The organism is Micromonospora sp. RP3T (assembly GCF_003027925.1).
Taxonomy (GTDB): domain Bacteria; phylum Actinomycetota; class Actinomycetes; order Mycobacteriales; family Micromonosporaceae; genus Micromonospora.
Window position 1 is genome coordinate 50,164 of the sequence record NZ_PYPS01000029.1, and the last position, 20,940, is coordinate 71,103.

The 20,940-nt window shown below is 74.1% G+C and carries 18 protein-coding genes; 8 read left to right on the forward strand and 10 right to left on the reverse strand.

Annotated features, from left to right (window positions below):
- Window positions 1-34: 34 nt before the first annotated feature.
- The 9 genes from C8054_RS22280 to C8054_RS22315 form a co-directional block, all read right to left on the reverse strand.
- Window positions 35-3,388, reverse strand: coding sequence for an ATP-binding protein (locus C8054_RS22280; RefSeq protein WP_107159754.1), 3,354 nt, complete (start codon window positions 3,386-3,388; stop codon window positions 35-37).
- Window positions 3,389-3,487: 99 nt separating this feature from the next.
- On the reverse strand, window positions 3,488-3,898 hold the full coding sequence (locus C8054_RS22285; protein ID WP_107159756.1) for an ATP-binding protein: 411 nt from the start codon (window positions 3,896-3,898) through the stop codon (window positions 3,488-3,490).
- A gap of 233 nt (window positions 3,899-4,131) precedes the next feature.
- Window positions 4,132-5,511, reverse strand: a complete 1,380-nt coding sequence (locus C8054_RS22290; protein WP_107159758.1) for a polysaccharide lyase family 1 protein — start codon at window positions 5,509-5,511, stop codon at window positions 4,132-4,134.
- Entirely contained in the window at window positions 5,504-6,709 is a 1,206-nt protein-coding gene (locus tag C8054_RS22295) for a Gfo/Idh/MocA family protein (protein ID WP_107159760.1), read from the reverse strand. Before C8054_RS22295 ends, C8054_RS22290 begins: the two co-directional genes overlap by 8 nt.
- A complete protein-coding gene (locus C8054_RS32095) occupies window positions 6,706-6,861 on the reverse strand; it encodes a hypothetical protein (protein WP_158273880.1) in 156 nt (51 codons plus the stop codon). Before C8054_RS32095 ends, C8054_RS22295 begins: the two co-directional genes overlap by 4 nt.
- Entirely contained in the window at window positions 6,858-8,348 is a 1,491-nt protein-coding gene (locus tag C8054_RS22300; protein ID WP_107159762.1) for a mannitol dehydrogenase family protein, read from the reverse strand. The genes C8054_RS32095 and C8054_RS22300 overlap by 4 nt, the downstream gene beginning before the upstream one ends.
- Window positions 8,339-9,640, reverse strand: a complete 1,302-nt coding sequence (locus tag C8054_RS22305) for an enolase C-terminal domain-like protein (RefSeq protein ID WP_107159765.1) — start codon at window positions 9,638-9,640, stop codon at window positions 8,339-8,341. Before C8054_RS22305 ends, C8054_RS22300 begins: the two co-directional genes overlap by 10 nt.
- The gene (gene uxaC / locus C8054_RS22310) at window positions 9,637-11,070 is read right to left on the reverse strand and encodes a glucuronate isomerase (protein ID WP_107159767.1); all 1,434 of its coding nucleotides are present in this window, start codon (window positions 11,068-11,070) and stop codon (window positions 9,637-9,639) included. The genes C8054_RS22305 and uxaC overlap by 4 nt, the downstream gene beginning before the upstream one ends.
- Before the next feature lie 15 nt (window positions 11,071-11,085).
- On the reverse strand, window positions 11,086-12,414 hold the full coding sequence (locus tag C8054_RS22315) for a Gfo/Idh/MocA family protein (protein WP_107159769.1): 1,329 nt from the start codon (window positions 12,412-12,414) through the stop codon (window positions 11,086-11,088).
- Window positions 12,415-12,652: 238 nt separating this feature from the next.
- Here C8054_RS22315 and C8054_RS22320 point away from each other — a divergent pair, with 238 nt between their 5' ends.
- From C8054_RS22320 to C8054_RS22355, 8 genes are all read left to right on the forward strand, one after another.
- The gene (locus C8054_RS22320; RefSeq protein ID WP_107159771.1) at window positions 12,653-13,699 is read left to right on the forward strand and encodes a LacI family DNA-binding transcriptional regulator; all 1,047 of its coding nucleotides are present in this window, start codon (window positions 12,653-12,655) and stop codon (window positions 13,697-13,699) included.
- Between the two features lie 97 nt (window positions 13,700-13,796).
- A complete protein-coding gene (locus C8054_RS22325; RefSeq protein WP_107159773.1) occupies window positions 13,797-15,140 on the forward strand; it encodes an ABC transporter substrate-binding protein in 1,344 nt (447 codons plus the stop codon).
- 26 nt (window positions 15,141-15,166) lie between these two features.
- Window positions 15,167-16,150 (forward strand): carbohydrate ABC transporter permease, encoded by a 984-nt coding sequence (locus tag C8054_RS22330; RefSeq protein WP_107159775.1) that lies wholly within the window; start codon window positions 15,167-15,169, stop codon window positions 16,148-16,150.
- Complete coding sequence (locus C8054_RS22335; RefSeq protein WP_107159777.1) at window positions 16,147-17,019, forward strand: carbohydrate ABC transporter permease; 873 nt, start codon at window positions 16,147-16,149, stop codon at window positions 17,017-17,019. The genes C8054_RS22330 and C8054_RS22335 overlap by 4 nt, the downstream gene beginning before the upstream one ends.
- Entirely contained in the window at window positions 17,016-17,660 is a 645-nt protein-coding gene (locus tag C8054_RS22340) for a hypothetical protein (protein ID WP_233219974.1), read from the forward strand. The genes C8054_RS22335 and C8054_RS22340 overlap by 4 nt, the downstream gene beginning before the upstream one ends.
- Window positions 17,657-18,508 (forward strand): PmoA family protein, encoded by an 852-nt coding sequence (locus tag C8054_RS22345; protein ID WP_107159779.1) that lies wholly within the window; start codon window positions 17,657-17,659, stop codon window positions 18,506-18,508. The genes C8054_RS22340 and C8054_RS22345 overlap by 4 nt, the downstream gene beginning before the upstream one ends.
- Window positions 18,509-18,563: 55 nt before the next feature.
- Window positions 18,564-19,547, forward strand: a complete 984-nt coding sequence (locus tag C8054_RS22350; RefSeq protein ID WP_233219977.1) for a sugar kinase — start codon at window positions 18,564-18,566, stop codon at window positions 19,545-19,547.
- On the forward strand, window positions 19,544-20,158 hold the full coding sequence (locus C8054_RS22355; RefSeq protein ID WP_107159845.1) for a bifunctional 4-hydroxy-2-oxoglutarate aldolase/2-dehydro-3-deoxy-phosphogluconate aldolase: 615 nt from the start codon (window positions 19,544-19,546) through the stop codon (window positions 20,156-20,158). Before C8054_RS22350 ends, C8054_RS22355 begins: the two co-directional genes overlap by 4 nt.
- Here the strand turns inward: C8054_RS22355 and C8054_RS22360 are convergent.
- On the reverse strand, window positions 20,151-20,915 hold the full coding sequence (locus C8054_RS22360) for a hypothetical protein (protein ID WP_107159782.1): 765 nt from the start codon (window positions 20,913-20,915) through the stop codon (window positions 20,151-20,153). The two genes, C8054_RS22355 and C8054_RS22360, sit on opposite strands and share 8 nt — an antisense overlap.
- Window positions 20,916-20,940 lie beyond the last annotated feature (25 nt).

Genomic DNA, 20,940 nt, shown 5'->3' on the forward strand with positions numbered 1-20,940 from the left:
GCCGTGGATGTCGGCTGGCCGACGCGTACCGCCGTCACCGGCGCCAACCCGGCAACTGCCGTTCGGCCATCTGTCGCCAGAACCGTCGCAGCGACCGCCGGTCACCGTTCTGCCACGGGGCCCGCGCCTGGGTGATGTACCGCAGCGTGGCCAGGTCGCTCTGTCGGGCGCAGAAGTTCTGGTCCAGCTCGTGCGGCAGATGCTCGCCCCGGCTGGGCAGCGGGCAGAGCCGGAACGCGCAGTCGTCCAGGCAGGTCGCGCCGGGATCGGTCCGTTGGTCCTCGCGCGCGGTCCGCATGGGCTGCATCGCCGAGCGGTCATTGGTCAGGCACGGCGGCAGGTCGCAGCGGTCCGCCCGGCCCAGCCGCTCTTCCCGTTCGGCCGACGTCTCGCCCCGGTCGGCGAGGTTGAGCAGCAGCATGATGTCGGCGAGCAGCCGCTGGGCGCGGCGGTCGAGGATGCTCCACCCCATCGAGTCGGGAATCCACAGCCGCTGCTCCCGGCGCACCAGGGCGGAGGCGCTGCACGAGCCCACCCGGCTCGCGGTCTCCCGCTCGTCCACCCAGCAGAACCGCTCGGGTCGCCGGGTGAGCAGGGTGAGCACGCAGAGCCGGCCGACCTCCAGCACGAACGGGTGCGCCGTGCACCGCTCGCGTCCGTGCACCGCGGCACCCGCGCTGGAGATCCAGTGCTGCACCATGCCGTACGGGTTGGCGCCTCGGCCACGGCGCGGCACCGGGGTGGTCGGGTCATCGGGGAGGGAGAGCAGCGTGAGCGCCTGGATCAGGACCAGGTGGCTGTACCAGAAACGGGAGTGGCGCAGCGCGTGCTCGGCCTTCTCCACCAGGAAACTGCGATCCCACTGCTGGCGGCCGACGGGTAGCCGGCGCGTGTTCGCGGCCAGTCGGAAACCCTGGGCGAGCGCCATCTCCGCGGTGATCGGCAACGCGGCACCGCCCGGACCGGATCCGCGCAAGGCGGCCAGCCACGGCTGCAGGGCGGCGCCACTGCGCTGTCGCCTGGCTTCCTCGGACGCGTCGGACTCGGTGTCGTTGACGGTGGACAGATGCAGCAGCGGCAGGAGCCATCCCCGCAGTTGTTGCTCCTGACGGACCTTTGCCTCGTCCGCGGGGTCCGAGCGGACGGCTGCCGGCCGCAGCAGGTCCGCGCCGGTGAGGGCCAGCGTGGAGTCCAGCCCGCCGAAGCCCAGCTCGCGCGCGGCGGCCAGCCGCACCCGGTAGGACTTTTCCTGACTTGCGATTCGGAACAGGTCCGCGTACGCCGTTGGCTCGGCCGACGAGCGGCGGGTCGCGGTGGCGTGCCGTCGCTGATCGGTGATCAGCCGGGCGGTCTCCCCGATCCGGCGCACCAGGTCGAGCTTGGCTTCGTCGAGTGGCCGGTCCGGCGTGTCGTGCTGGTAGTCCGACCAGCGTCCGGCCACCTCGCGCACCAGCTCGGCGTGGCACGGGCGGGTGCTGGCGATGTCCACCTCCAGGGCAGCCGCATAGATCTCCAGTTGCCAGCAGTGGTTCGGCTGTCGGGGCACCCAGGCCCGCAACCGTCGCACCAGGTCCGCGGCGACGTCCGTCTCCGGGCGATTGCCCGTCACCGCGTCGCACCAGGTCGACGGCGTAGTCCAGCCCGACCTGCGCACCGTGCGTCCGCCGTCGGGTACCCCAGCCAGGTGGCGGGAGAGCAGCCGCAGCGCGTCGAGCAGCTCGCGACTCGGACGGGCCGCGAAGAGATGGGGCAGCAGCGCGTCGCGCAACGCGACGTCCGTGAGCATCCAGGCGCCCAGGTACGCCTGGATGTCGCCGTGGTGGAACCGGACGCCGTCGTTCTGGGCGTCGACGACGCCCAGCTCGCTGCCCTCGGTCACCGCGTGGGTGAGGACGTCGCGGTCTCGTGGGTCCCGGTCCCGGCCGAGCAGACGGACGAGGGCGTCGAAGATCGGTCGGTTCGTCGACGTCGCCTCCGTCCACCTGCGGTCGTCGGTGAGGTCGCGATAGGTGACCTGCAGGGAGTCGCGGAACAGCCCGACGCAGGCGAACGCGCCGAGCACCTGGAGGGTGTGCTCCCGCTGGGCGGAGTTCGAGGCGAAGTCCGCCCGCAGGTCCCCGGCCTGCAACGCCTCGCGCCAGTCCTCCAGCACCGGCCACCGGGCGGCGTACCGGTCGGTGGCCCGCGCGGCCACCCCCCGCTCGGACTGGTAGCCCGGCCGGGGGTGCAACCGCCCCCGGCGGTGAAGATCCCGGATGATCCGCAGGAAGACCGGTGACTCGGTGACGTCGGCGGCGACCACCAGGTCGATGACCGGCGCCCAGGTGGCCGAACCGGGACGATCCTCACCGCCGAGCGCATACTCGAGCGCGGCCCCCTCACCGAGCGATTCGAGAGCGACGACGATCGCCGGCATCCCCCGCAGCGGGTCGTACGGCCGGGAGGCGATCACCAGCGGCAGATGGTCGTTGGCCGCCTTTGCGATGGCCGCGCGGATGACGCTCTCCCCGCTGTGCTCCTTGTCCTCCCGGGCCGCCTCCTCCAAGCCGTCGGCAAGCACCGCCACATGGTTGCCCCAGCGCAACGTGCGCCACAGACGATTGCCCTGCGCGTCGCTGTACAGCCGGGCGTTGATCTCCTCCAGGAACCGGTCCCGCGCCAGCTTCTCGAAGTCGACGTTGTTCCTGTCCTGGGCGTCGTGCAGCCGGACGGGCACCGGCACGATGCCCCGCCGGGCGAGTTCGCGGGTCAACGCCACCAGGGTGGCGGTCTTGCCGCTGCCGACGCCACCCACGATCACGGTGGGACAGCGGACCCGGTCGTCGCGGATGCGTTCGATCAGGACCTCGCACAACTCCTCCCGCCCGACCACCTGATCGATGTCGTCGCTGGCGGTGCGCACCAGCTCACACGGCTGACGCAGGGCCCGTTTGCGGTACCAGCCGCGCACGTGCACCCGGGTGAACACGTAGAACACGAAGAATCCGAGCGCCGCGCCGGTGACCGGGCTGAGGAAGCCGGTGATCGTGGCGCAGGATTCCTTCGGGGTGTCCCCGACCTGCCCGGCCACGTTGCCGCCGCAGGGATGCCGCAGCCGGCCGAGCAGGCCCACCGGATGGTCGACGTCGAGGTGGTAGGTAAGTAGGTGGGCCAGCGGCACGATCAGCTGGGTGATGGTGAGGAGCGCGACGATCGTCACCGCCATGGCGAACAGGACCAGCCACGACCAGGGGTAGTGCCACCAGCGGGCCCGGGTTGGGAAGATCGCGGCCTGTTGCTCCTGGTAGCCGCGGAGACCACCGCCGAACGTGGTCTGGCCCCGGCGGGACAGCCGCGCCCACCAGATCCGTGGGGTCCAGAGCCAGCCCCGCCACAACGGACCGCGCATACCTGGCACCCCTCCCGGGACAGCGCCGACGCGAGCGATGCTCACGGCGCTTCTCGGCCGAGGCTAACCCGCCCCTGAGCGGCGACGACGGGGTTTGCGTCAGCCGGCCGGGGTGAGCCGCTTGACCAGGCGTACGCAGGTGCCCTCCGGCGTGCCGACGATCGTCGCCTCGTCCATCACCCGCGCCATGATCAGCCGCCCCCGGCCGCGGTCGCTCTCGTCGTCGCCGTCGGCCGGCCGCCAGGCGCCGTGGTCGCGCACCTCGATCTCCAGCCGGTCGTCGCGCAGTTCGACCCGGAGCGTGGTGATCCCGTCGGGGGCGAAGCGGTAGCCGTGCTCGATCGCGTTGGCGCAGGCCTCCCCGGTGGCGATCAGCACCGTCTCGACGTCCCACTCGCCGATGCCGTGCGCGTGCAGCCAGCCGCGCAGCCGCTCCCGGGTGGGCGCGAGCCGGCCGGGGTCGGCCGGCAGGTCGATGGTGAGGACCCGGCCGGATGTCCCACCCGTCACGTCCGGCCTCCGTCCCGTGCCCGTCTCCGGGCCTGGGCATCCACTCGCGCTGTCACCACCCGCTTCTCACCCTCTTGTCCCCGGTGACCGCCGTTTCATGCCACCGAGGGTGAGGTCCGGCAAAGGTGATCATCGCGCATCGGGGCCGGCGTGTCAGCCGACACCCCGACGGAAGCCGCCGGGCCGGCGTCCGTCGGGTGCGGACGCCGGCCCGGAGCGCGGGTGGCGAGCGGTCAGAGCGGGAGCCGGCCGGCGCCCGCCCAGGCGCCGACGACCAGCGGGACCAGCGGCGTCGGCAGCGGTGGCGCGGCGCGCAGCGTCGGCGTCCAGCCGGCGTCGCCGCCGAGGTCCGGGTCGTGCGCGGCGTTGTACGCGGCCAGCAGGTCCACCGGCCGGGCCCGGCCGTCGCCCTGCCGCACCCAGCTCCCGCGCTCGGTGAGCGCGGTGCCGCCCCAGTCGCGGATGAGGTCCGCCGGGTCGACGTCGTCGGCGAGCGTGAAGAAGTTGTGCTCCGCGACGATGGCGGACCGGACGCCGACGCCGAGCGCGTACTCGAAGCCGGGGCCGCCGAGCCGGTAGTGGTTCTCGTGCACGTCCACCTGGCCGAACCGCACCCGGGGCAGCCGCTGGAGGTCCCCGTCGAACAGGTTGTGGTGCACGCTGACCTTCAGCCGGTCGACGTCCGGGCCGACCGTGTTGGAGGAGCCGATCAGCATCAGTTTGTCCCGCCCGACGAACCGGTTCCAGGACGCGGTGACCAGGCTGGCGGTGTGCGTGACGTCGAGCGAGCCGTCGTGCACCTGGTAGGGCCGGCCGAAGTAGCTCGGCTGCGCGCGGTCCGGGTTGTCGCCGTCGGTGAACGTGTTGTGGTCCACCCAGACGTGCTCGCTGCGCCGCACCGAGATCTGGTCGTACTGCGAGTTCCAGTTGCCGGCGTCGCCGTCGGTGGGGGACCAGGCCGGGAAGCAGTCCCGGGCGTCGGCCAGCTCCAGGTTGCGCACGATCACGTTGGCGACCCGGTCGATCATCACGGTCAGCCCGGTGAGCCGGGCGCCGCGCAGCCCGACGATCGTGGTGTTGGACCCGACGTTGAGCTGCGTCTGCCGGGTCTGGGCGGCCACCGACCGGACCCGGGCCGCCTCCAGCGGGCCGCTCGGGTCCACCCGGCCCCAGACCGCCGGGTCGTACGCGGTTAGGTAGGCCGGCAGCGAGTACTCCGGGTCGGCCAGGTCGGCGCAGCCCAGCGGCGTGCCGTCGGGCCCTTCGAAGCCGTCGATCGGGCCGGCCACGTACACGATCTTGGGCGTGGCGTCGGCCGCGTTCGTGGCGTTGTCGCCGCCGAGCGCGGCGACCAGCTCGGCGCGGGTCCGCACCACGCGGACCCGGTCGGCGGTGGCGGCCCCGCCGCCGGTGGTGCCGGCGCCCTCGGCGGCCCAGCCGTCGTTCGCCGGCAGCGCCTGGCGGCCGAGCAGCTGCGCCGCCGGCGCCTGGCGGCCGATCGGCTCAGCCGCGCGGGACGACCGCTGTCCGGCCGGCGCGGCCGACGCCGGTGCGGCGGTGGTGGCCGCGAGCGCGGCGGCGAGGATCGCGGCGATGACCGTTCGTCTACGCATGATGTGTTCCGTCCTGTCTGTCGGGGATGTCGACGCCGAGGTCCACCAGGTGCGGCCGGACCGCCCACGGCACGCCCGCCTCGGACGGCAGCACGCCGGTCTCCGCCGCGTCCCGCAGCACCGCGTTGACGCCCCGGAGCACCCGGACCCGCTCCGGTCCGTCGCCCACGGCGCGCACCAGGTCGCCGTCGAGCAGTGTCGGCTCGGGCGCGTCCCGCAACGCGTCCAGCACCTCGGTGAACGGCCCGGTACGCGCCAGCGGCGCGATCAGCGGCACGCCGGCGGCGCGGTGGTCCAGCAGGTTCGCCAGCAGCCCGACCCGGCCGGGCACGGCGCGCGGGCGGGCGTCGCCGGGCAGGCGCAGCCGGTCGGTCGGGTACTCCAGCACCGCCCGGCCCCGCTCGCCGGTGACCAGCACGTCGCCGGCGACGTGCTCCTCGGCGGCCAGCGTGAGCGCGGCCAGCACCGGCGGCCCGACGTCCGGGGTCAGCCGCAGCACCGTGGTGTCGTCCACCTCGATCGGGCGGACCCGGTAGCGCTCCACCTCGATCCGGGCCGGTCGCACCGGCTCACCGGCCACCGCCCCGGCCACCGCCAGGCACTGCATCAGCGCGTGCGCGAGCGGATTGGCCAGCGCGCCGTCCAGCGCCGGCCGGCCGTCCACCGACCGCCGACCGGCCCACGGGGAGCGGGCGTAGTAGGCGTCGGGGCGCTGCCAGGCCGCGACGCCGGCGACGCCGGTGACCGGGCCGAGCCGTCCGGCGGCCAGCGCGCCGCTCAGCTCGGCCAGCGCCGCCGAGCCGAGCGCCTGGAAGTTGACCTGCACCGCCCGCCCGGCGGCGGTGGCGGCGTCGACGAGCGCCCGGTGCTCGGCCAGGTCGAGCACGGGCGGCTTCTCCAGCAGCAGGTCCGCGCCGGCGGCGAGCACGTCGCGCGCGATCGGCAGGTGGGTGTGCGGCGGCGTGCACACCACCACCACGTCCGGTCGGGATGCGGCCAGCATCGTCAGGTGATCGGTGAAGATCCCGGTCCCGGGCGGCGTCGGCGCGTCCGGTTCCTCCTCCGGGGGCCGCACGTCGACCAGCGCGACCAGCCGCAGCCGGCCGGCGCCGTGCAGTGCGGCGATCACCCGCCGGTGCCAGCGGCCGTGCCCGTTCGCGCCGACCAGCGCCACCCGCGGCGGCGCGCCGCCGCTCATCGGTCCACCCCCGGCGCGTCGTCGCTGTCGGGCCGCGCGCCGTTGCCATCGCCGGGGCGCGGGTCGTCGCCGTCGCCGGGCCGCGCGCCGTTGCCGTCGTCGGGCCGCCCGCCGTTGCCGTCGCCGGATGGTGCCGGCGTGCCGCCGGTCACCGGGCACCGGCCAGGGTGGCCCGGACGCCGTGCCGGTCCAGTGCGGTCAGCCAGCCGGTCACGGCCGTCCGGAACTCCTCGTCGGCGGCCAGCTCGGCGGGGAAGACCTCGCGGACCGCGAAAACCGCGTCGACCACGCCGGCCGGGGTGTGCCGGCCGGCGGCCAGCGCCGCGCGCAGCCGGTCGGCGAGCGGGTCGTCGAGCGGCAGCGGCCGGCCGTCGTCGGTGTGCCCGTGCAGGAACCGCAGCCAGGCGGCCACCACCAGCGCGCTCCACCGCGCCGACCGGCCGGCCGCGCGCAGGTCGACGGCCGTGTGCAGCACCCGCTGCGGCAGCTTCTGCGAGCCGTCCGAGGCGACCTGCGCGGTGCGGTAGCGGATCGCCGGGTTGGCGAATCGGGCGAGCACCTGCTCCCCGTACTCCGGCACGGAGACGCCGGGCGGCGGGGTGAAGCTCGGCGCGATCTCCTCGGCGACCAGCCGGCGCAGCACCGCGTCCAGGTGCGGCAGCGCCAGCGCGTCGACCACCGTCTCCGCGCCCGCGAGCGCGCCGAGGTACGCGGTGGCGGAGTGCACGCCGTTGAGCGCGCGCAGCTTCAGCCGTTCCCACGGGCCGGCGTCGTCGGTGAGGACCGCGCCGGCCCGCTCCCAGGCGGGTCGGCCGCCCGGGAAGTCGTCCTCGATCACCCACTGCGACCACGGTTCGGCCGCTACCGCCGCCAGGTCGGTCACGCCGAGCGCGCGCCGGGCGGTCTCCCGGGTCTCGTCGGTGCTGGCCGGCACGATCCGGTCGACCATGGTGCCGGGGCAGGTGACCTGCGCCGCCACCCGGTCCAGCGTCGCGTCGGGCACCCGGGCCAGCGCCAGGCACTGGTCGACCAGGCTGCGCAGCCGGCGCCCGTTGGCCGGCAGGTTGTCGCAGCTCACCAGCGCCAGCGGCCCGGCGTCGGCGGCGACCCGGGCGAGCAGGCCGCGGACCAGCAGCCCGGGCACGGTGCGCGGCGGCCGGTCGGTGGTCAGGTCGGCGGTCAGTTCCGCGTCGGCGGTCAGCGCGCCGGTCACCGGGTCGAGCTGGTACGCCTTCTCGGTGACGGTCAACGTGACCACCCGGATCGCCGGGTCGGCGAGCAGGCGCACCACCGCGTCCGGGTCGGCGGCGGCGTGCCGCACCCCGGCCAGCGCGCCGACGACCCGGGTCGACGCGCCGTCGGCGGCGAGCGTGGTGACGCTGAACAGCGCGTCCTGCGCGGCCAGCGCCTCGACCACGTCGGTGCTGCGCGGCGCGACCCCGACGATGCCCCAGTCGCCGCCGGCCGCGCCGACCGCCGCCTCGGTGTGCACGGCCTGGTGGGCGCGGTGGAACGCGCCGAGCCCCAGGTGGACGATGCCGGCCGGCACGGTGCCGGGGCGCACCAGCGGCCGGCTCTCCTCGGGCAGCCGGCGCAGCGTGGCCAGGCCGAGCCGGTCGGTGTCGACGGTCAGCGCCATGCCGGTCCCTCCGGGAAGCGGAACTCCGCGATCGACTCCGGCCGCATGGCGGCGCTGTAGCCGGGCGCGGTGGGCAGCAGGTAGCGTCCGCCGCGGGTGCGGACCGGGTCGACGAAGTGCTCGTGCAGGTGGTCCACGTACTCGACCATCCGGCCGTCCAGGCCGGTGCTCACCCGCAGGTGGTCGAAGACCGCGAGGTGCTGCACGTATTCGCAGAGCCCGACGCCGCCGGCGTGCGGGCAGACCGGCACCCCGAACTTCGCCGCCAGCAGCAGCTCGGCGAGTACCTCGTCGACGCCGCCGACCCGGCACGCGTCGACCTGCATCACGCCGATCGCCTCGGCTTGGAGCAACTGCTTGAAGATGACCCGGTTGGCCGCGACCTCACCGGTGGCGACCCGGCACCGGCCGCCGGACAGCTCGGTCACCGCGCGGGCGATCCGGGCGTGGCCGAGCACGTCGTCGGCGTGCGTGGGCTCCTCGATCCAGTACGGGTCGACCTCGACCAGCACGCTCATCGCGGCGATCGCCTCGTCCACGTCCCAGACCTGGTTGGCGTCCATCATCAGCAACGCGTCCGGGCCGATCTCGGCCCGGATGATCCTCCCCCGCCGCAGGTCGTCGTCGAGCCGGCCGCCGACCTTCATCTTCATCGCCCGCCACCCCGCCGCGTACGCGTCGCGGGTCAGCGCGCGCACCTGCTCGTCCGGGTAGCCGAGCCAGCCCACCGACGTGGTGTACGACGGGAAGCCGTCACGTTCCAGCCCGGCCAGCCGCTCGCCGAGCCCGTCGCGGCCCTTGTCCAGGATGGCCGCCGCCTCGTCCGGGGTGAGCGCATCGGTGATGTGGTGGAAGTCGACGGTGGCCACCAGGTCGTCGGTGGGCAGCTCGGCGAGGAACCGCCACATCGGCTTGCCGGCGAGCTTGGCGCGCAGGTCCCAGACCGCGTTGACGAGCGCGCCGGTGGCCATGTGGATGACCCCCTTCTCCGGGCCGAGCCAGCGCAGTTGCACGTCGGCGGTGAGCGAGCGCCAGAACGCCACCGGCTCGGCGGCGATCTCGGCGACCGTGCGCCCGCGTACGTGGTGGGCGAGCGCGCGGACCGCCGCGCAGGTGATCTCGTTGCCCCGGCCGTTGGTGAACGTGAACCCGGTGCCGGTCGGCCCGCCGTCGGTGGTCAGCTCCACGTAGGTGGCCGAGTAGTCGCCCCGGTTGATCGCGTCCGAGCCGTCGCCGCTGGCGGCGGTGGGGAAGCGCACGTCGTGCACCTCGACGTCGACGATCCTGGTCATGAGCGCCCTCCGGAGAACTTGAAGACCTGCTTGGGCAGCCGGTACGCCAGGTCGACGATGGTCTCGGCGGCCTCGTCGGCGTCGAGGCGGTGCTCGGCGACCAGGCGGGCCAGGAAGCCGGCGTCGACCCGGCGGGCCACGTCGTGGCGGACCGGGATGGAGCAGAACGCGCGGGTGTCGTCGACGAACCCGGCGGTGTTGTAGAAGCCGGCGGTCTCGGTGACCGCCTCCCGGAACCGGCGCAGCACCTCCGGCGAGTCGAGGAACCACCACGGCGCGCCGAGCCGCAGCGCCGCGTAGCCGCCGGCGAGCGGCGCCAGTTCCCGGGTGAAGGTGTCCTCGTCGAGCGTGTAGAGCACCACTGTCAGCCGCCTATCGTTGCCGTGCGCGTCCAGCAGCGGGGCGAGGCCGTGCACGTAGTCGGTGGCCTGCGGCACGTCGCCGCCGACGTCGCGGCCGTGCCGGGCGTGCAGCCAGCGGTTGTGGTTGCGCACCGCGCCCGGGTGCAGCTGCATCACCAGGCCGTCGTCGAGCGACATCCGGGCGAACTCCAGCAGCATGTGCGCCCGGAACGCCTCCGCGTCGCCCGCGTCGGCGAGGCCGCGCCGGCCCTTGTCGTACAGCGCCGCCGCCTGCGCCGGGTCGAGATCGAGGGTACGGGCGGTGGGGTGCCCGTGGTCGGTGGAGGTCGCGCCGGCCGCGACGAACGCCGCCCGGCGCTGCCGCAGCGCGGCCAGGTACCCGGCGTACGTGCCGGTGTCCTCGCCGGAGACGTCGGCGAGCCGGTCCACGTTGGCCGCCCAGCCGTCGAACTCCATGTCCACCACGTCGTCCGGGCGGAACGTGGTGACCACCCGTCCGCCCGGCCCGCCCCAGCCGTCGGCGGCGAGCTTGGCGTGCCGGCCCAGGTCGTCCAGGGGCGACTCGGTGGTGGCGAGCACCTCGATGCCGAAGCGCTCGAACAGTGCCCGGGGCCGGAATCCTGGTTCGGCCAGCCGGGCGGCCAGTTCGTCGTAGACCGCGTCTGCGGTGGCCGGGGAGAGCGCGTTGTCCACCCCGAACACGTTCCGGAACGTCTGCTCCAGCCACAGCCGCGACGGCGTGCCCCGGAACAGGTGCCAGTGCGCGACGAAGCGCCGCCAGATGGTCCGCCCGTCGGTCTCGACCGGGCTGCCGTCGACGCTCGGCACGCCCAGGTCGGCCGGCGGCACGCCCTGGCTGAGCAGCATCCGGGTCAGGTAGTGGTCGGGCACGATCAGCAGCCGGGCCGGGTCCGGGAACGGGCGGTCCTCGGCCAGCAGCGCCGGGTCGACGTGCCCGTGCGGGGAGATGATCGGCTGCGTGGCCGCCAGGGCGTACAGCTCGCGGGCCAGCGCGCGTTGGCCGGGCTCGGCGGGCAGCAGCAGATCGCTGGGGGAGACGATCGACACAGCGGGGCTCCTCGGTCAGGGCAGGGTGAGCAGGTCGGCGACCCGGACGGGCGCGCCGGTCTCCAGCGAACGGTTGGCGGCCAGGCCGGTGAGCAGCGCGAGCGCGCCGTCGTACGCGGTGGCGGCGCGGCCGAGCGGGTCGGGTTCGCCGCCCAGCAGCACCCGGGTCATCCGGGCGTCCGCACCGCCGTGCCCGCGCCGGGTCCAGCCCTCCACCGGAATCTCCACCGGCGGCGCCCAGAACGGGCGCAGCGTGAGCCGGGCCGCGCCGCGTTCCACCGCGGCCTCGTCGCCGTGCAGCGCGGCGCCCTTGAGCGCGGACGCGCCGCCCGGGCTGACGTGGTCGCTCTCGGTGACCTCCAGTTCGAGGCGGCCCCGGCTGCCGTTCACCATCACCCGGTAGCCCTCCCAGGGCGCGTACGCGGTGAGGTGGTAGGTCATGGTCGCGCCGGTGGAGTAGCGGGCCAGCACCGCGAGGTCGTCCTCGATGGTCACACCGGGGGCGAACACGTTGCGGTCCCGGTGGTAGCCGTCCTCGGCCTCGGCGTCGAGGTACAGCTCGCGCAGCCGGGGGTGCTCGGCCAGCCGCAGCGCGAACGGGTCGTCGGCGGCGGCGGGGGCGCCGTGCGCCCGGTCGTAGTCGCGGGCGTAGCCGTGCCGGCGGCCGGTCTCGCCGTAGAAGAACAGCCGGCCGGCCGCGTACACCTCGACCGGTCGGGCGTCCAGCCACCAGTTGACCAGATCGAAGTGGTGGCTGGCCTTGTGCACGAGCAGGCCGCCGGAGGTGGCCTTGTCCCGGTGCCAGCGCCGGAAGTAGTCGGCGCCGTGCCGCACGTCCAGCAGCCACTCGAAGTGCACCGAGCCGATCTCGCCCACCGCGCCGTCGGCGAGCAGCCGGCGGAGCTGCTCGTGCAGGGGGTTGTAGCGGTAGTTGAACGCGACGGTGACCTGCCGGCCGGTCTCCGCGACCGCGTCCAGGACGCGCCGGCAGCGGGGCGCGTCGACGGTCATCGGCTTCTCGGTGACCACGTCGCAGCCGGCCCGCAGCGCGGCGGTCACGTACTCGTCGTGGGTGACGTCGACGCTTGTCACCAGCACCACGTCGACCCGCTCCTTCGCCAGCATGGTGGCGAAGTCGGCGGCGGCGTAGGTGGGCACCGGCGGGTGGCCGAGGTCGGCGAGCCAGCGGTTGTGCGCGTCCATCCTGCTCTGGTTGACGTCGGCCAGGGCGACCAGCTCGGCGGTGTCGGCGTGGTCGAGCGCGAGCGCGCGGACGAACATCTCGGCGCGCGCCCCGGCGCCGACCAGGGCGTGGCGGACCCGTTTCCGGGCCGGTGGTGACATGACGTCGGCCTCCCGCGGTTATGCAAAGGTTTGCAGCCGAAGAAACCACGTCGGGCAAGACGTCGTCAACGGTCGATGAACATCCCGCCCTATAAATCCGCATTGGTACGTTTTTGTGCGCCCACCGGGAGCGGTACCGCAATCGAGACGTAACAATGGACCGTTGACACCGGCGCAACCGTTTGCATTAATTGGCCACACCCCGTGACCCCCACCACATCGGACGAGGGAGCCCACCGTGCCAGCCACCATCCGGGACGTCGCCCGGGCCTCCGGCGTGCACATCTCCACCGTCTCCCGCACGTTCTCGGCCCCGCACCTGGTCAACCCGGAGACCCGGGTCCGGGTGCTGGCCTGTGCGGAGGACCTCGGCTACCGGCCCAACCGGGCCGCCCGGGCCCTGATCACCGGCCGGACCCACAACATCGGCCTGATCGTCGCCGACATCGCCAACCCGTTCTTCCCGCCGCTGATCAAGGCCGCGGAGGGTCAGGCCAGGCACCGCGACTACCACGTGTTCGTGGCCGACACCAACGAGGACGTGGCCGCCGAGGAGGACCTGGTCCACGCGCTCGCCAAACAGGTCGACGGTGTGCTGCTGTGCAGCCCCCGGATGAGCAACAGCCTGATCGAGCAGGTCAGCCGCGAGGTCCCGGTGGTGGTGATAAACCGCCAGGTCGCCGGCCTGCCCTGCGTGATGATGGACGTCGGGCAGGGCGCCCGGTCCGCGATCGAGCACCTGCTCGGCCTCGGTCACCGGCGGATCGCGTTGCTCGGCGGCCCGCGCGGCTCCTGGACCGCCCGGGAGATGCGCCGGGCCGCGTCGGCGGCGGCCCGGGCCGGCGGCGCCGAGCTGAGCCTGCTCGGGCCCAACCAACCCACCGAGACCGGCGGCGGCGCGCTCGCCGACCAGGTACGCCGCAGCGGCGTCACCGCCGTGCTCGCCTACAACGACCTGATGGCGATCGGCCTCATCGAGGGGCTCGACGCACTCGGGCTGCGGGTGCCGCAGGACGTCAGCGTGGTCGGCGTCGACGACATCGCGCTGAGCCGGCTCACCCGCCCCAAGTTGACGACGGTGGCCACGCCGACCGCGGCCGCCGGCCGGACGGCCGTCGACATGCTGCTGCAACTCGACTCCGACGCGCCGCGCGGTGCCCGGGGTCGGGGCGCGGCAGCCGGCGACCGTCGCACCACCGCACAGGTAATGCTCCAGACCGTACTGGTCGTCCGCGACTCGACCGGGCCCGTCCCCGTGCCCGGTCGGGACTGCACCGGGGCCTGAGCAGGTGGCCCGGGCCCGCATAGCGGTGCGGACCCGGGCGACCCGTGGACGGCCGCCGGTGACGTCGTCGCCTCCCACAGCCGAGGAGTGAGCGCAGATGCACCCCGCAACGCCCCCCACCGCCGGCGCACCCGCCGGGCGGGATCACCGTACCCCCCTGTCCCGACGTCGATTCGTTCGCGGCCTGGCCGTCGTCGCGTTGGCCGCGCCGCTCGCCCTGGGCGCGGCCGGCTGCGGCGACGACGACGCCGCCGGCGACGGCGGCCCGGTCAAGCTCTCCGTCTTCTGGTGGGGCGGCGAGGCCCGGGCCAAGCTCACCGAGGACGCCCTGGCCCTCTACACGAAGAAGCACCCCGACGTGACGTTCGAGAAGACCTGGCAGGCCAACCAGGGCTACTTCGACAAGCTCGCCACGCTGACCGCCGGCGGCAACCCGCCCGACCTGTTCCAGATCGACGACAACTACCTGGCCGAGTACGCCGGCCGCAGCACCACGCTCGACCTGGGCAGCTACCGCGACTCGGGCAAGCTCGACGTGTCGAAGTTCCCGAAGAGCCTGCTGGAGTACGGCGTCGTCGACGGCAAGCTCGCCGGGGTGGCCGCCGGGGAGAACACCCAGGGCCTGGTCTACAACAAGACGCTGCTGACGAGGAACGGGCTGCCGGAGCCGACCACCGGGATGAGCTGGGAGGAGCACATCGCCTGGGCCGAGCAGGTGGCGAAGAAGACCAAGGTGCCCGGCACCCAGGACCCGAGCGCCGACTACAAGGCGCTCTGGGTCTGGCTGCGCCAGCAGGGCAAGGACCTGTACCAGGGCAAGGAACTCGGCTTCACGGTCGAGGACGTGACGACGTGGTTCGAGCTGTGGAAGGGCGCGCGCGACCGGGGCGCCACCCCGAAGCCGGACGTGATCCACGAGGGCAACTCCAGCGACGTCACCAAGCAGCTCGTGGTCACCGGCAAGGCGGCCACCTCCTGGGTGTGGGTCAACCAGATGCCGGACCTGAAGAAGAACACCAAGGACGAGTTGGGCGTGGTGGCGTACCCCGGTGACCCGAGCGCCCAGTGGGCCCGCGCCTCGATGTACTGGTCGGTGTTCAAGGGCAGCAAGCACCGCGACACCGCGGTCGACGTGATCAACTTCCTGAACAACGACCCGGAGGCGGTCGCGCTGCTCGGCACCGACCGGGGGCTGCCGTCCAACATGGACCTGCGGGCCAAGGTCAGCGAGACCGTCACCGACCCGGCCATGAAGCAGTCCATCCAGGTCGAGTCCGAGCTGGCGCAGAAGTTCGGCCCGTCCCCGCAGGTCCCGATCAAGGGACACAGCAAGGTCAAGTCGGAGCTGACCAAGGCCGCCGAGAACGCCCAGTACGGCCGGGCCACCCCGGCCCAGGCGGCGGAGCAGTTCGTCACCGCCTGCAAAGCCGCGATCGCCTGACCCCTCGACGGAAAGGAACCGGACCCGTGGCCCTCACCACGGCGCCCGGCCGGAGCCCGCGAACCGGACCGGTCGGCCCCCGCCCCACGCGGCGCGGGGCCGGCCGGGCCCGGCTCGGCGAGGGCCTGGCGGGGTACGTCTTCCTCTCGCCCTGGCTCATCGGACTGATGGGCGTCACGGCGATCCCCATGCTGCTCTCGCTCTGGCTGAGCTTCACCGACTACGACATCCTCACCCCGCTGTCCGAGGTGCGCTGGGTGGGGCTGGCCAACTACGAGCGGATGTTCACCGCCGACCCGTCGTACTGGCACGCGGTGCGGGTGACGCTGACGTTCGCGCTGGTCGCCGTGCCGCTGAAACTCGCCGCCGCGCTGGGCGTGGCGCTGCTGCTCAACCGCACCTGGCGCGGCGTCGGGCTGTTCCGCGGCCTGTTCTACCTGCCGTCGCTGCTCGGCGGCAGCGTCGCGCTGGCCATCGTCTGGGTGAACATGTTCAACCGCGACGGCGCGTTCAACTCGTTCCTCGCGCTGTTCGGCGTCGAGGGGCTGCCCTGGGTCGCCGACCCGGACTGGGCGCTCCAGACGCTGATGGTGCTGGCGATCTGGCAGTTCGGCGCGCCCATGGTGATCTTCCTGGCCGGGCTCAAGCAGGTCCCGGTCGAGCTGTACGAGGCGGCCTCGGTCGACGGCGCCGGCACCTGGCGCAAGTTCCGCGCGGTCACCCTACCCATGCTCTCCCCGGTGATCTTCTTCAACCTGGTGCTGGAGACCATCCACGGCTTCCAGGGCTTCACCGCCGCGTTCGTGCTCAGCAACGGCACCGGCGGCCCGGTCGACTCCACCCTGATGTACACGCTCAAGCTCTACATCTCCGGCTTCACCGACCTGGAGATGGGCTACGCCTCGGCGATGGCCTGGGTGTTCCTGCTGGCCATCGCGCTCATCACGGCTGTCTTCTTCAGCACCGGCCGGTTCTGGGTGCACTACTCGGACGGAGGGGACGACTCATGACCGCGGTGACCGCCGTCGCCGGCCGCCGCCGCCCACGCAACCGGCAGGCGTTGCGCCTGGTGGTGCTCGTGGCGATCGTGGCGGTGGTGCTCTACCCGCTGATCTGGATGCTCGGCACCTCGGTCAAGTCGCCGACCGAGATCGTCAACAACATCGGCCTGCTGCCGGAGGAGTTCACCCCCGGCAACTACGCCGAGGGCTGGACGAACTTCGACGTCAGCTTCGGCCGGTTCTTCCTCAACAGCGCCATGGTCAGCCTGCTCACCGTGGTCGGCAACGCGCTGTCCTGCCTGCTGGCCGCGTACGCCCTGGGGCGGTTACGGTTCCGGTTCCGCAAGGCGTGGTTCACCGTCATGATCGGCACCCTGCTGCTGCCCGGGCACGTGCTGATCGTGCCGCAGTACATCCTGTTCCGCAGCCTCGACCTGGTCGGCGGCGACTGGCCGTACCTCCCGCTGCTCATCCCGCACTTCCTGGCCACCGAGGCGTTCTTCGTCTTCCTCATGGTGCAGTTCATGCGCGGCATCCCCCGCGAACTGGACGAAGCCGCCAAGATCGACGGCGCGTCGCCGTACGGCGTCTTCCGGCACGTGATCCTGCCGCTGAGCCGCCCCGCGCTGGTCACCACCGCGATCTTCTCGTTCATCTGGACCTGGAACGACTTCTTCCGCCAACTGGTCTTCCTGTCCACGCTGGAGGACTACACGGTCCCGGTGGCGCTGACGCTGTTCATCGACTCGACCAGTCAGAGCGCGGTCGGCCCGATGTTCGCCATGTCGGTGCTGTCGCTGCTGCCGGTGTTCCTGTTCTTCCTCGCCTTCCAACGGATGCTGGTCGAGGGCATCAACACCAGCGGGCTGAAGGGATGAGCGCCGAGGCCCCCCGCCGGGACTGGCGGGACACCGTGGCGGAGGCGGCCGACCTGGCGCTGCTCGGCCTGGTCGTGGCGGCGGCGTCGCTGCCGCTGCTCACGCTCGCCCCGGCCGTCGCCACCGCCTCCGCCGCGCTGCACGACCGGTCCGCCACCGGGAGTTGGCCGCCGGCCCGGACCAGCTTGACCCGGTTCGCCCGCGCGGTGCCCGCCGGCACGGCGGTCAGCGCCGTCGCGCTCGCGGTCGCCGCGCTGCTCGCCGTCGACCTGCTGGCGCTGGCCACCGGCCGGGTGCCCGGCGGCGGCCCCGCCCTGGCGGTCACCGCCGTCGTGGTCGCGGCAGTGCTCGGGTACGCCGGTCTGGTCGCCGTCGCGGTCGGGCGCACCGGCGGCCGGGGGTGGCGCCGCGCCGCCCGCGAGGTGGCCCGCGTCTGCGCCCGACACCCCGGCGGCTGGGCCGCCGCGGCCGGCATCGGCGGGCTCGCCGCGCTGCTCGCCGCGCTGGTCACCCCGGTGGCGGTGCCGATCCTCGGCGGGTACGCCCTCGCCGCGCTGCACGCGGTCGACGCCCGACGCCGGGCGCGCGCCCCGGAACCGGCGGACGCCCACCCCGTCGCACTCGGACCGGAGGCGTCGTGACCGCCGAACCCGACGAGGAGCGGCTGGTCGTGGCCGGCGTCGAGGTGGCGCGCTACCTGGTCCGCCCCGACCTCGACCCGCGCCACGGCCCGCGGCCCTACCTGCACCCGGTGCGCACCCGCGCCGGTACCCCGGTCACCGACGCGCTCCCGGCCGACCACGTCTGGCACCTCGGCGCGTCCCTCACCGTGCCGGACGTGGCCGGCGCCAACTTCTGGGGCGGCCGGACGTACGTGCGCGGCACCGGCTACACCTGGCGGGACGACCACGGCGTCATCGCGCACACCGGCTGGCGGGAACGGGCCGCCGACCGGCTCGACCACGACCTCGACTGGCGGGACGCCGACGGCCGGACGTTGCTGCGCGAGCACCGCCGGCTCACCGCCGCGCCGGCCGGGGACGACGCCTGGTGGCTCGACCTGTCCGCCACGTTCACGTCCGCCACCGGCGCCGACGTCCACCTGGGCAGCCCGGCCACCAACGGCCGCCCCGGCGGCGCCGGCTACGGCGGCTTCTTCTGGCGGGCCGTCGCCGGCCCGGAACCCCGGGTGTGCACCGTGGGCGCGGTCGGCGAGGAGGAGGTCAACGGCTCGGCCGCGCCCTGGTTGGCGCTGTCCGGCACCGCGCCCGGCGGCGCCGCGTACACGCTGGTGTTCAGTGGGCTGGGGCCGGGCGACAGGTGGTTCGTCCGCACCGCGATGTACCCGGGCGTCTGCGTCGCGTACGCGTTCGACCGCCCGGCGGTGGTCGCCGCCGACCGGCCGCGCCGCAACCGGCACCGGGTGCTCGTCGTCGACGGCCACCTGGCCCGGGCCGAGATCGCGGACCGGATGGCGGCTGCCCCGTGAGCGCGAGGAGTGAGCCGGGGTTGCGAGCCCCGCAGTCGCGCCCGAAGGACACACCTTGACCGGCCCGGAGGTCGCCTGCGTGGGGGAGACCATGGTGGTGCTCGCGCCCGACGACGGCGGGCCGCTGGAGCACGCCGACCGGCTGGCGGTCGGTGTCGGCGGCGCGGAGTCCAACGTGGCCATGGGGTTGGCCCGGCTCGGCCACCGCGCCGCCTGGGTCAGCCGGGTCGGGGACGACCCGTTCGGCCGCCGGGTGGTCGCCGAGATCGCCGCCGCCGGGGTGGACGTCCGCACGGTCACGGTCGACCCGGCCGCGCCGACGGGCGTCTACCTCAAGGACCCCGGCCCGGCCGGCACCCGGGTGCACTACCACCGTGCCGGGTCCGCGGCGAGCCGGCTCGGCGCGTCGGACCTGGCCGACCCGCGGCTGGCCGGGGTGCGGCTGCTGCACCTGTCCGGGATCACCGCCGCGCTCTCCGACTCCTGCCGGGAGCTTCTCGCGTCCGCGCTGGCCGGGCGGGCGCTGCCCGGGGCCCGGACCACGTTCGACGTGAACCACCGTCCGGCGCTCTGGCCCACCGACCGGGCCGCACCGGCGCTGCGCGACCTGGCCGACCGCGCCGACGTGGTGCTCGTCGGGCTGGACGAGGCGGCGACGCTGTGGGGCAGCGCCGACCCGGCCGCGGTCCGCGACCTGCTGCCCGGGCCGGAGCTGGTGGTGGTCAAGGACGGGCCGGTCGGTGCGACCGCGTTGCCGCGTACCGGGCCGGCGGTCTTCGTGCCGACACCCCCGGTGGACGTGGTGGAGCCGGTCGGCGCCGGGGACGCCTTCGCCGCCGGCTTCCTCGCCGGGCTGCTGCGCGACCTCGACCTGCGCGCCTGCCTGCGGATGGGTCACCTCACCGCCGCGCCGGTGCTGGCCACGCCGGGCGACACCGCGCCGCCGCCCGATCCGGCCGGGATCGCCCGGGCGTTGGCGCTGACGGACCGGGAATGGGCGGCGCCGGCGAGGCGCCGCGACGAGGGGAGCGGCACATGACCGAGCACGACTTCGCACCGCTGTTCGGCGACGGGCGGGTCATGGTGATCCTGCGCGACCTGCCGCCGGAGAAGACGGTCCGGCTCGCGGAGCTGGCCTGGGATCTCGGCATCGGCGTGGTGGAGGTCCCGATCCGTACCCCCGCGGCGGTGCCCGCGCTGCGCGCCGCGGTCACCGCCGGACGGCGCCGGGACCGGCTCGTCGGCGCCGGCACGGTCCGCACTTCGGCGCAGGTCCGCCAGGCGATGAGCGCCGGCGCGGCGTTCACCGTCGCCCCCGGCCTGGACCTGGCCGTCGCGGACACGGCGCGCGGCTACGGCATTCCGCACCTGCCCGGCGTGGCCACCCCGACCGAGGCGCAGCGGGCGCTCGACCACGGCCTGGTCTGGCTCAAGGCGTTCCCGGCGGTCAGTCTCGGCCCCGCCTGGTTCCGGGCGGTCGCCGGGCCGCTGCCGGAGGCACGCTTCGTGGCCACCGGCGGCATCGACGCCGGCAACGCGGGCGACTTCCTGGCCGCCGGCGTACGCGTGGTGGCGGTCGGCTCGGCGCTCACCGACCCGGCGCAGCTTCCGCGCCTGGCCGCGCTCGCCACCGGCGACCCGGTCAGCTGACGGTGCGGCCGGACGTCGTCGCGGTGGTCCGCACCGCCTTGACGATCGCCGGGATCGAGCCGACCAGCAGCACCAGCGCCCAGATGATCGCCACCACCGCGAAGACCACCGCGCCCAGGTCGTCGACGACGCTGACCAGGATCACCGGCACCAGGCCGTGCAGGAACTGCAACACCACGGTGCACAACAGCGTTGTCGACGCCAGCAGCACCAGCCCCTTGTTACGCAGGAAGCGCGGCTGGGCGGCCAGCAGCAGCCCGGCCCAGACCAGCTTGAGCAGCAGGACCAGCCCGAGCAGCACGGCCGCGTCGCCGACCGGGAAGAACCCCCACACCGCGAGGTACGCCAGCGTGCCGAACGGGACCGCCAGGAACAGCGAGACCATCACCGTCAGCTCGACGAACGCGACGACCAGCAGGACCAGCGACACCACCAGCAGCACCACCGAGAAGACCAGCGTGGCCGCGCCCTGCACCCGGCCCTGGACCCGGTCGGGCAGCACCAGGCTCAGCGCGAACAGCCCGGTCGTCCAGAGCGCCACCACGTCGATCAGCGCCAGGTAGCCGGTGCCCCGACCGGACGGCTCGGCCACCTCGCCGACGTCGCCCAGTTCGACGCCGAGCCCGCCGGCGCTGTCCCGCAGCGCGGCGCCCGCGTCCCCGCCGCCGGTCAGCGCCGCCGCGCCCAGCTCCACGCCCACCACCAGCGCCACCGCCAGCAGCGCCAGCAGCAGGAACGGCTTCCGCAGCTCACCCATGGCGCGCCTCCCCGCGGTCGGGCCC

Coding starts and splice junctions, on each gene's coding strand:
- C8054_RS22280 (WP_107159754.1), bottom strand. CDS start 3,388: ATGCGCGGTCCGTTGTGGCGGGGCTGGCTCTGGACCCCACGGATCTGG.
- C8054_RS22355 (WP_107159845.1), top strand. CDS start 19,544: ATGACCGAGCACGACTTCGCACCGCTGTTCGGCGACGGGCGGGTCATG.
- C8054_RS22325 (WP_107159773.1), top strand. CDS start 13,797: ATGCACCCCGCAACGCCCCCCACCGCCGGCGCACCCGCCGGGCGGGAT.
- C8054_RS22300 (WP_107159762.1), bottom strand. CDS start 8,348: ATGGCGCTGACCGTCGACACCGACCGGCTCGGCCTGGCCACGCTGCGC.
- C8054_RS22290 (WP_107159758.1), bottom strand. CDS start 5,511: ATGCGTAGACGAACGGTCATCGCCGCGATCCTCGCCGCCGCGCTCGCG.
- C8054_RS22340 (WP_233219974.1), top strand. CDS start 17,016: ATGAGCGCCGAGGCCCCCCGCCGGGACTGGCGGGACACCGTGGCGGAG.
- C8054_RS22295 (WP_107159760.1), bottom strand. CDS start 6,709: ATGAGCGGCGGCGCGCCGCCGCGGGTGGCGCTGGTCGGCGCGAACGGG.
- C8054_RS22315 (WP_107159769.1), bottom strand. CDS start 12,414: ATGTCACCACCGGCCCGGAAACGGGTCCGCCACGCCCTGGTCGGCGCC.
- C8054_RS22305 (WP_107159765.1), bottom strand. CDS start 9,640: ATGACCAGGATCGTCGACGTCGAGGTGCACGACGTGCGCTTCCCCACC.
- C8054_RS22360 (WP_107159782.1), bottom strand. CDS start 20,915: ATGGGTGAGCTGCGGAAGCCGTTCCTGCTGCTGGCGCTGCTGGCGGTG.
- C8054_RS22335 (WP_107159777.1), top strand. CDS start 16,147: ATGACCGCGGTGACCGCCGTCGCCGGCCGCCGCCGCCCACGCAACCGG.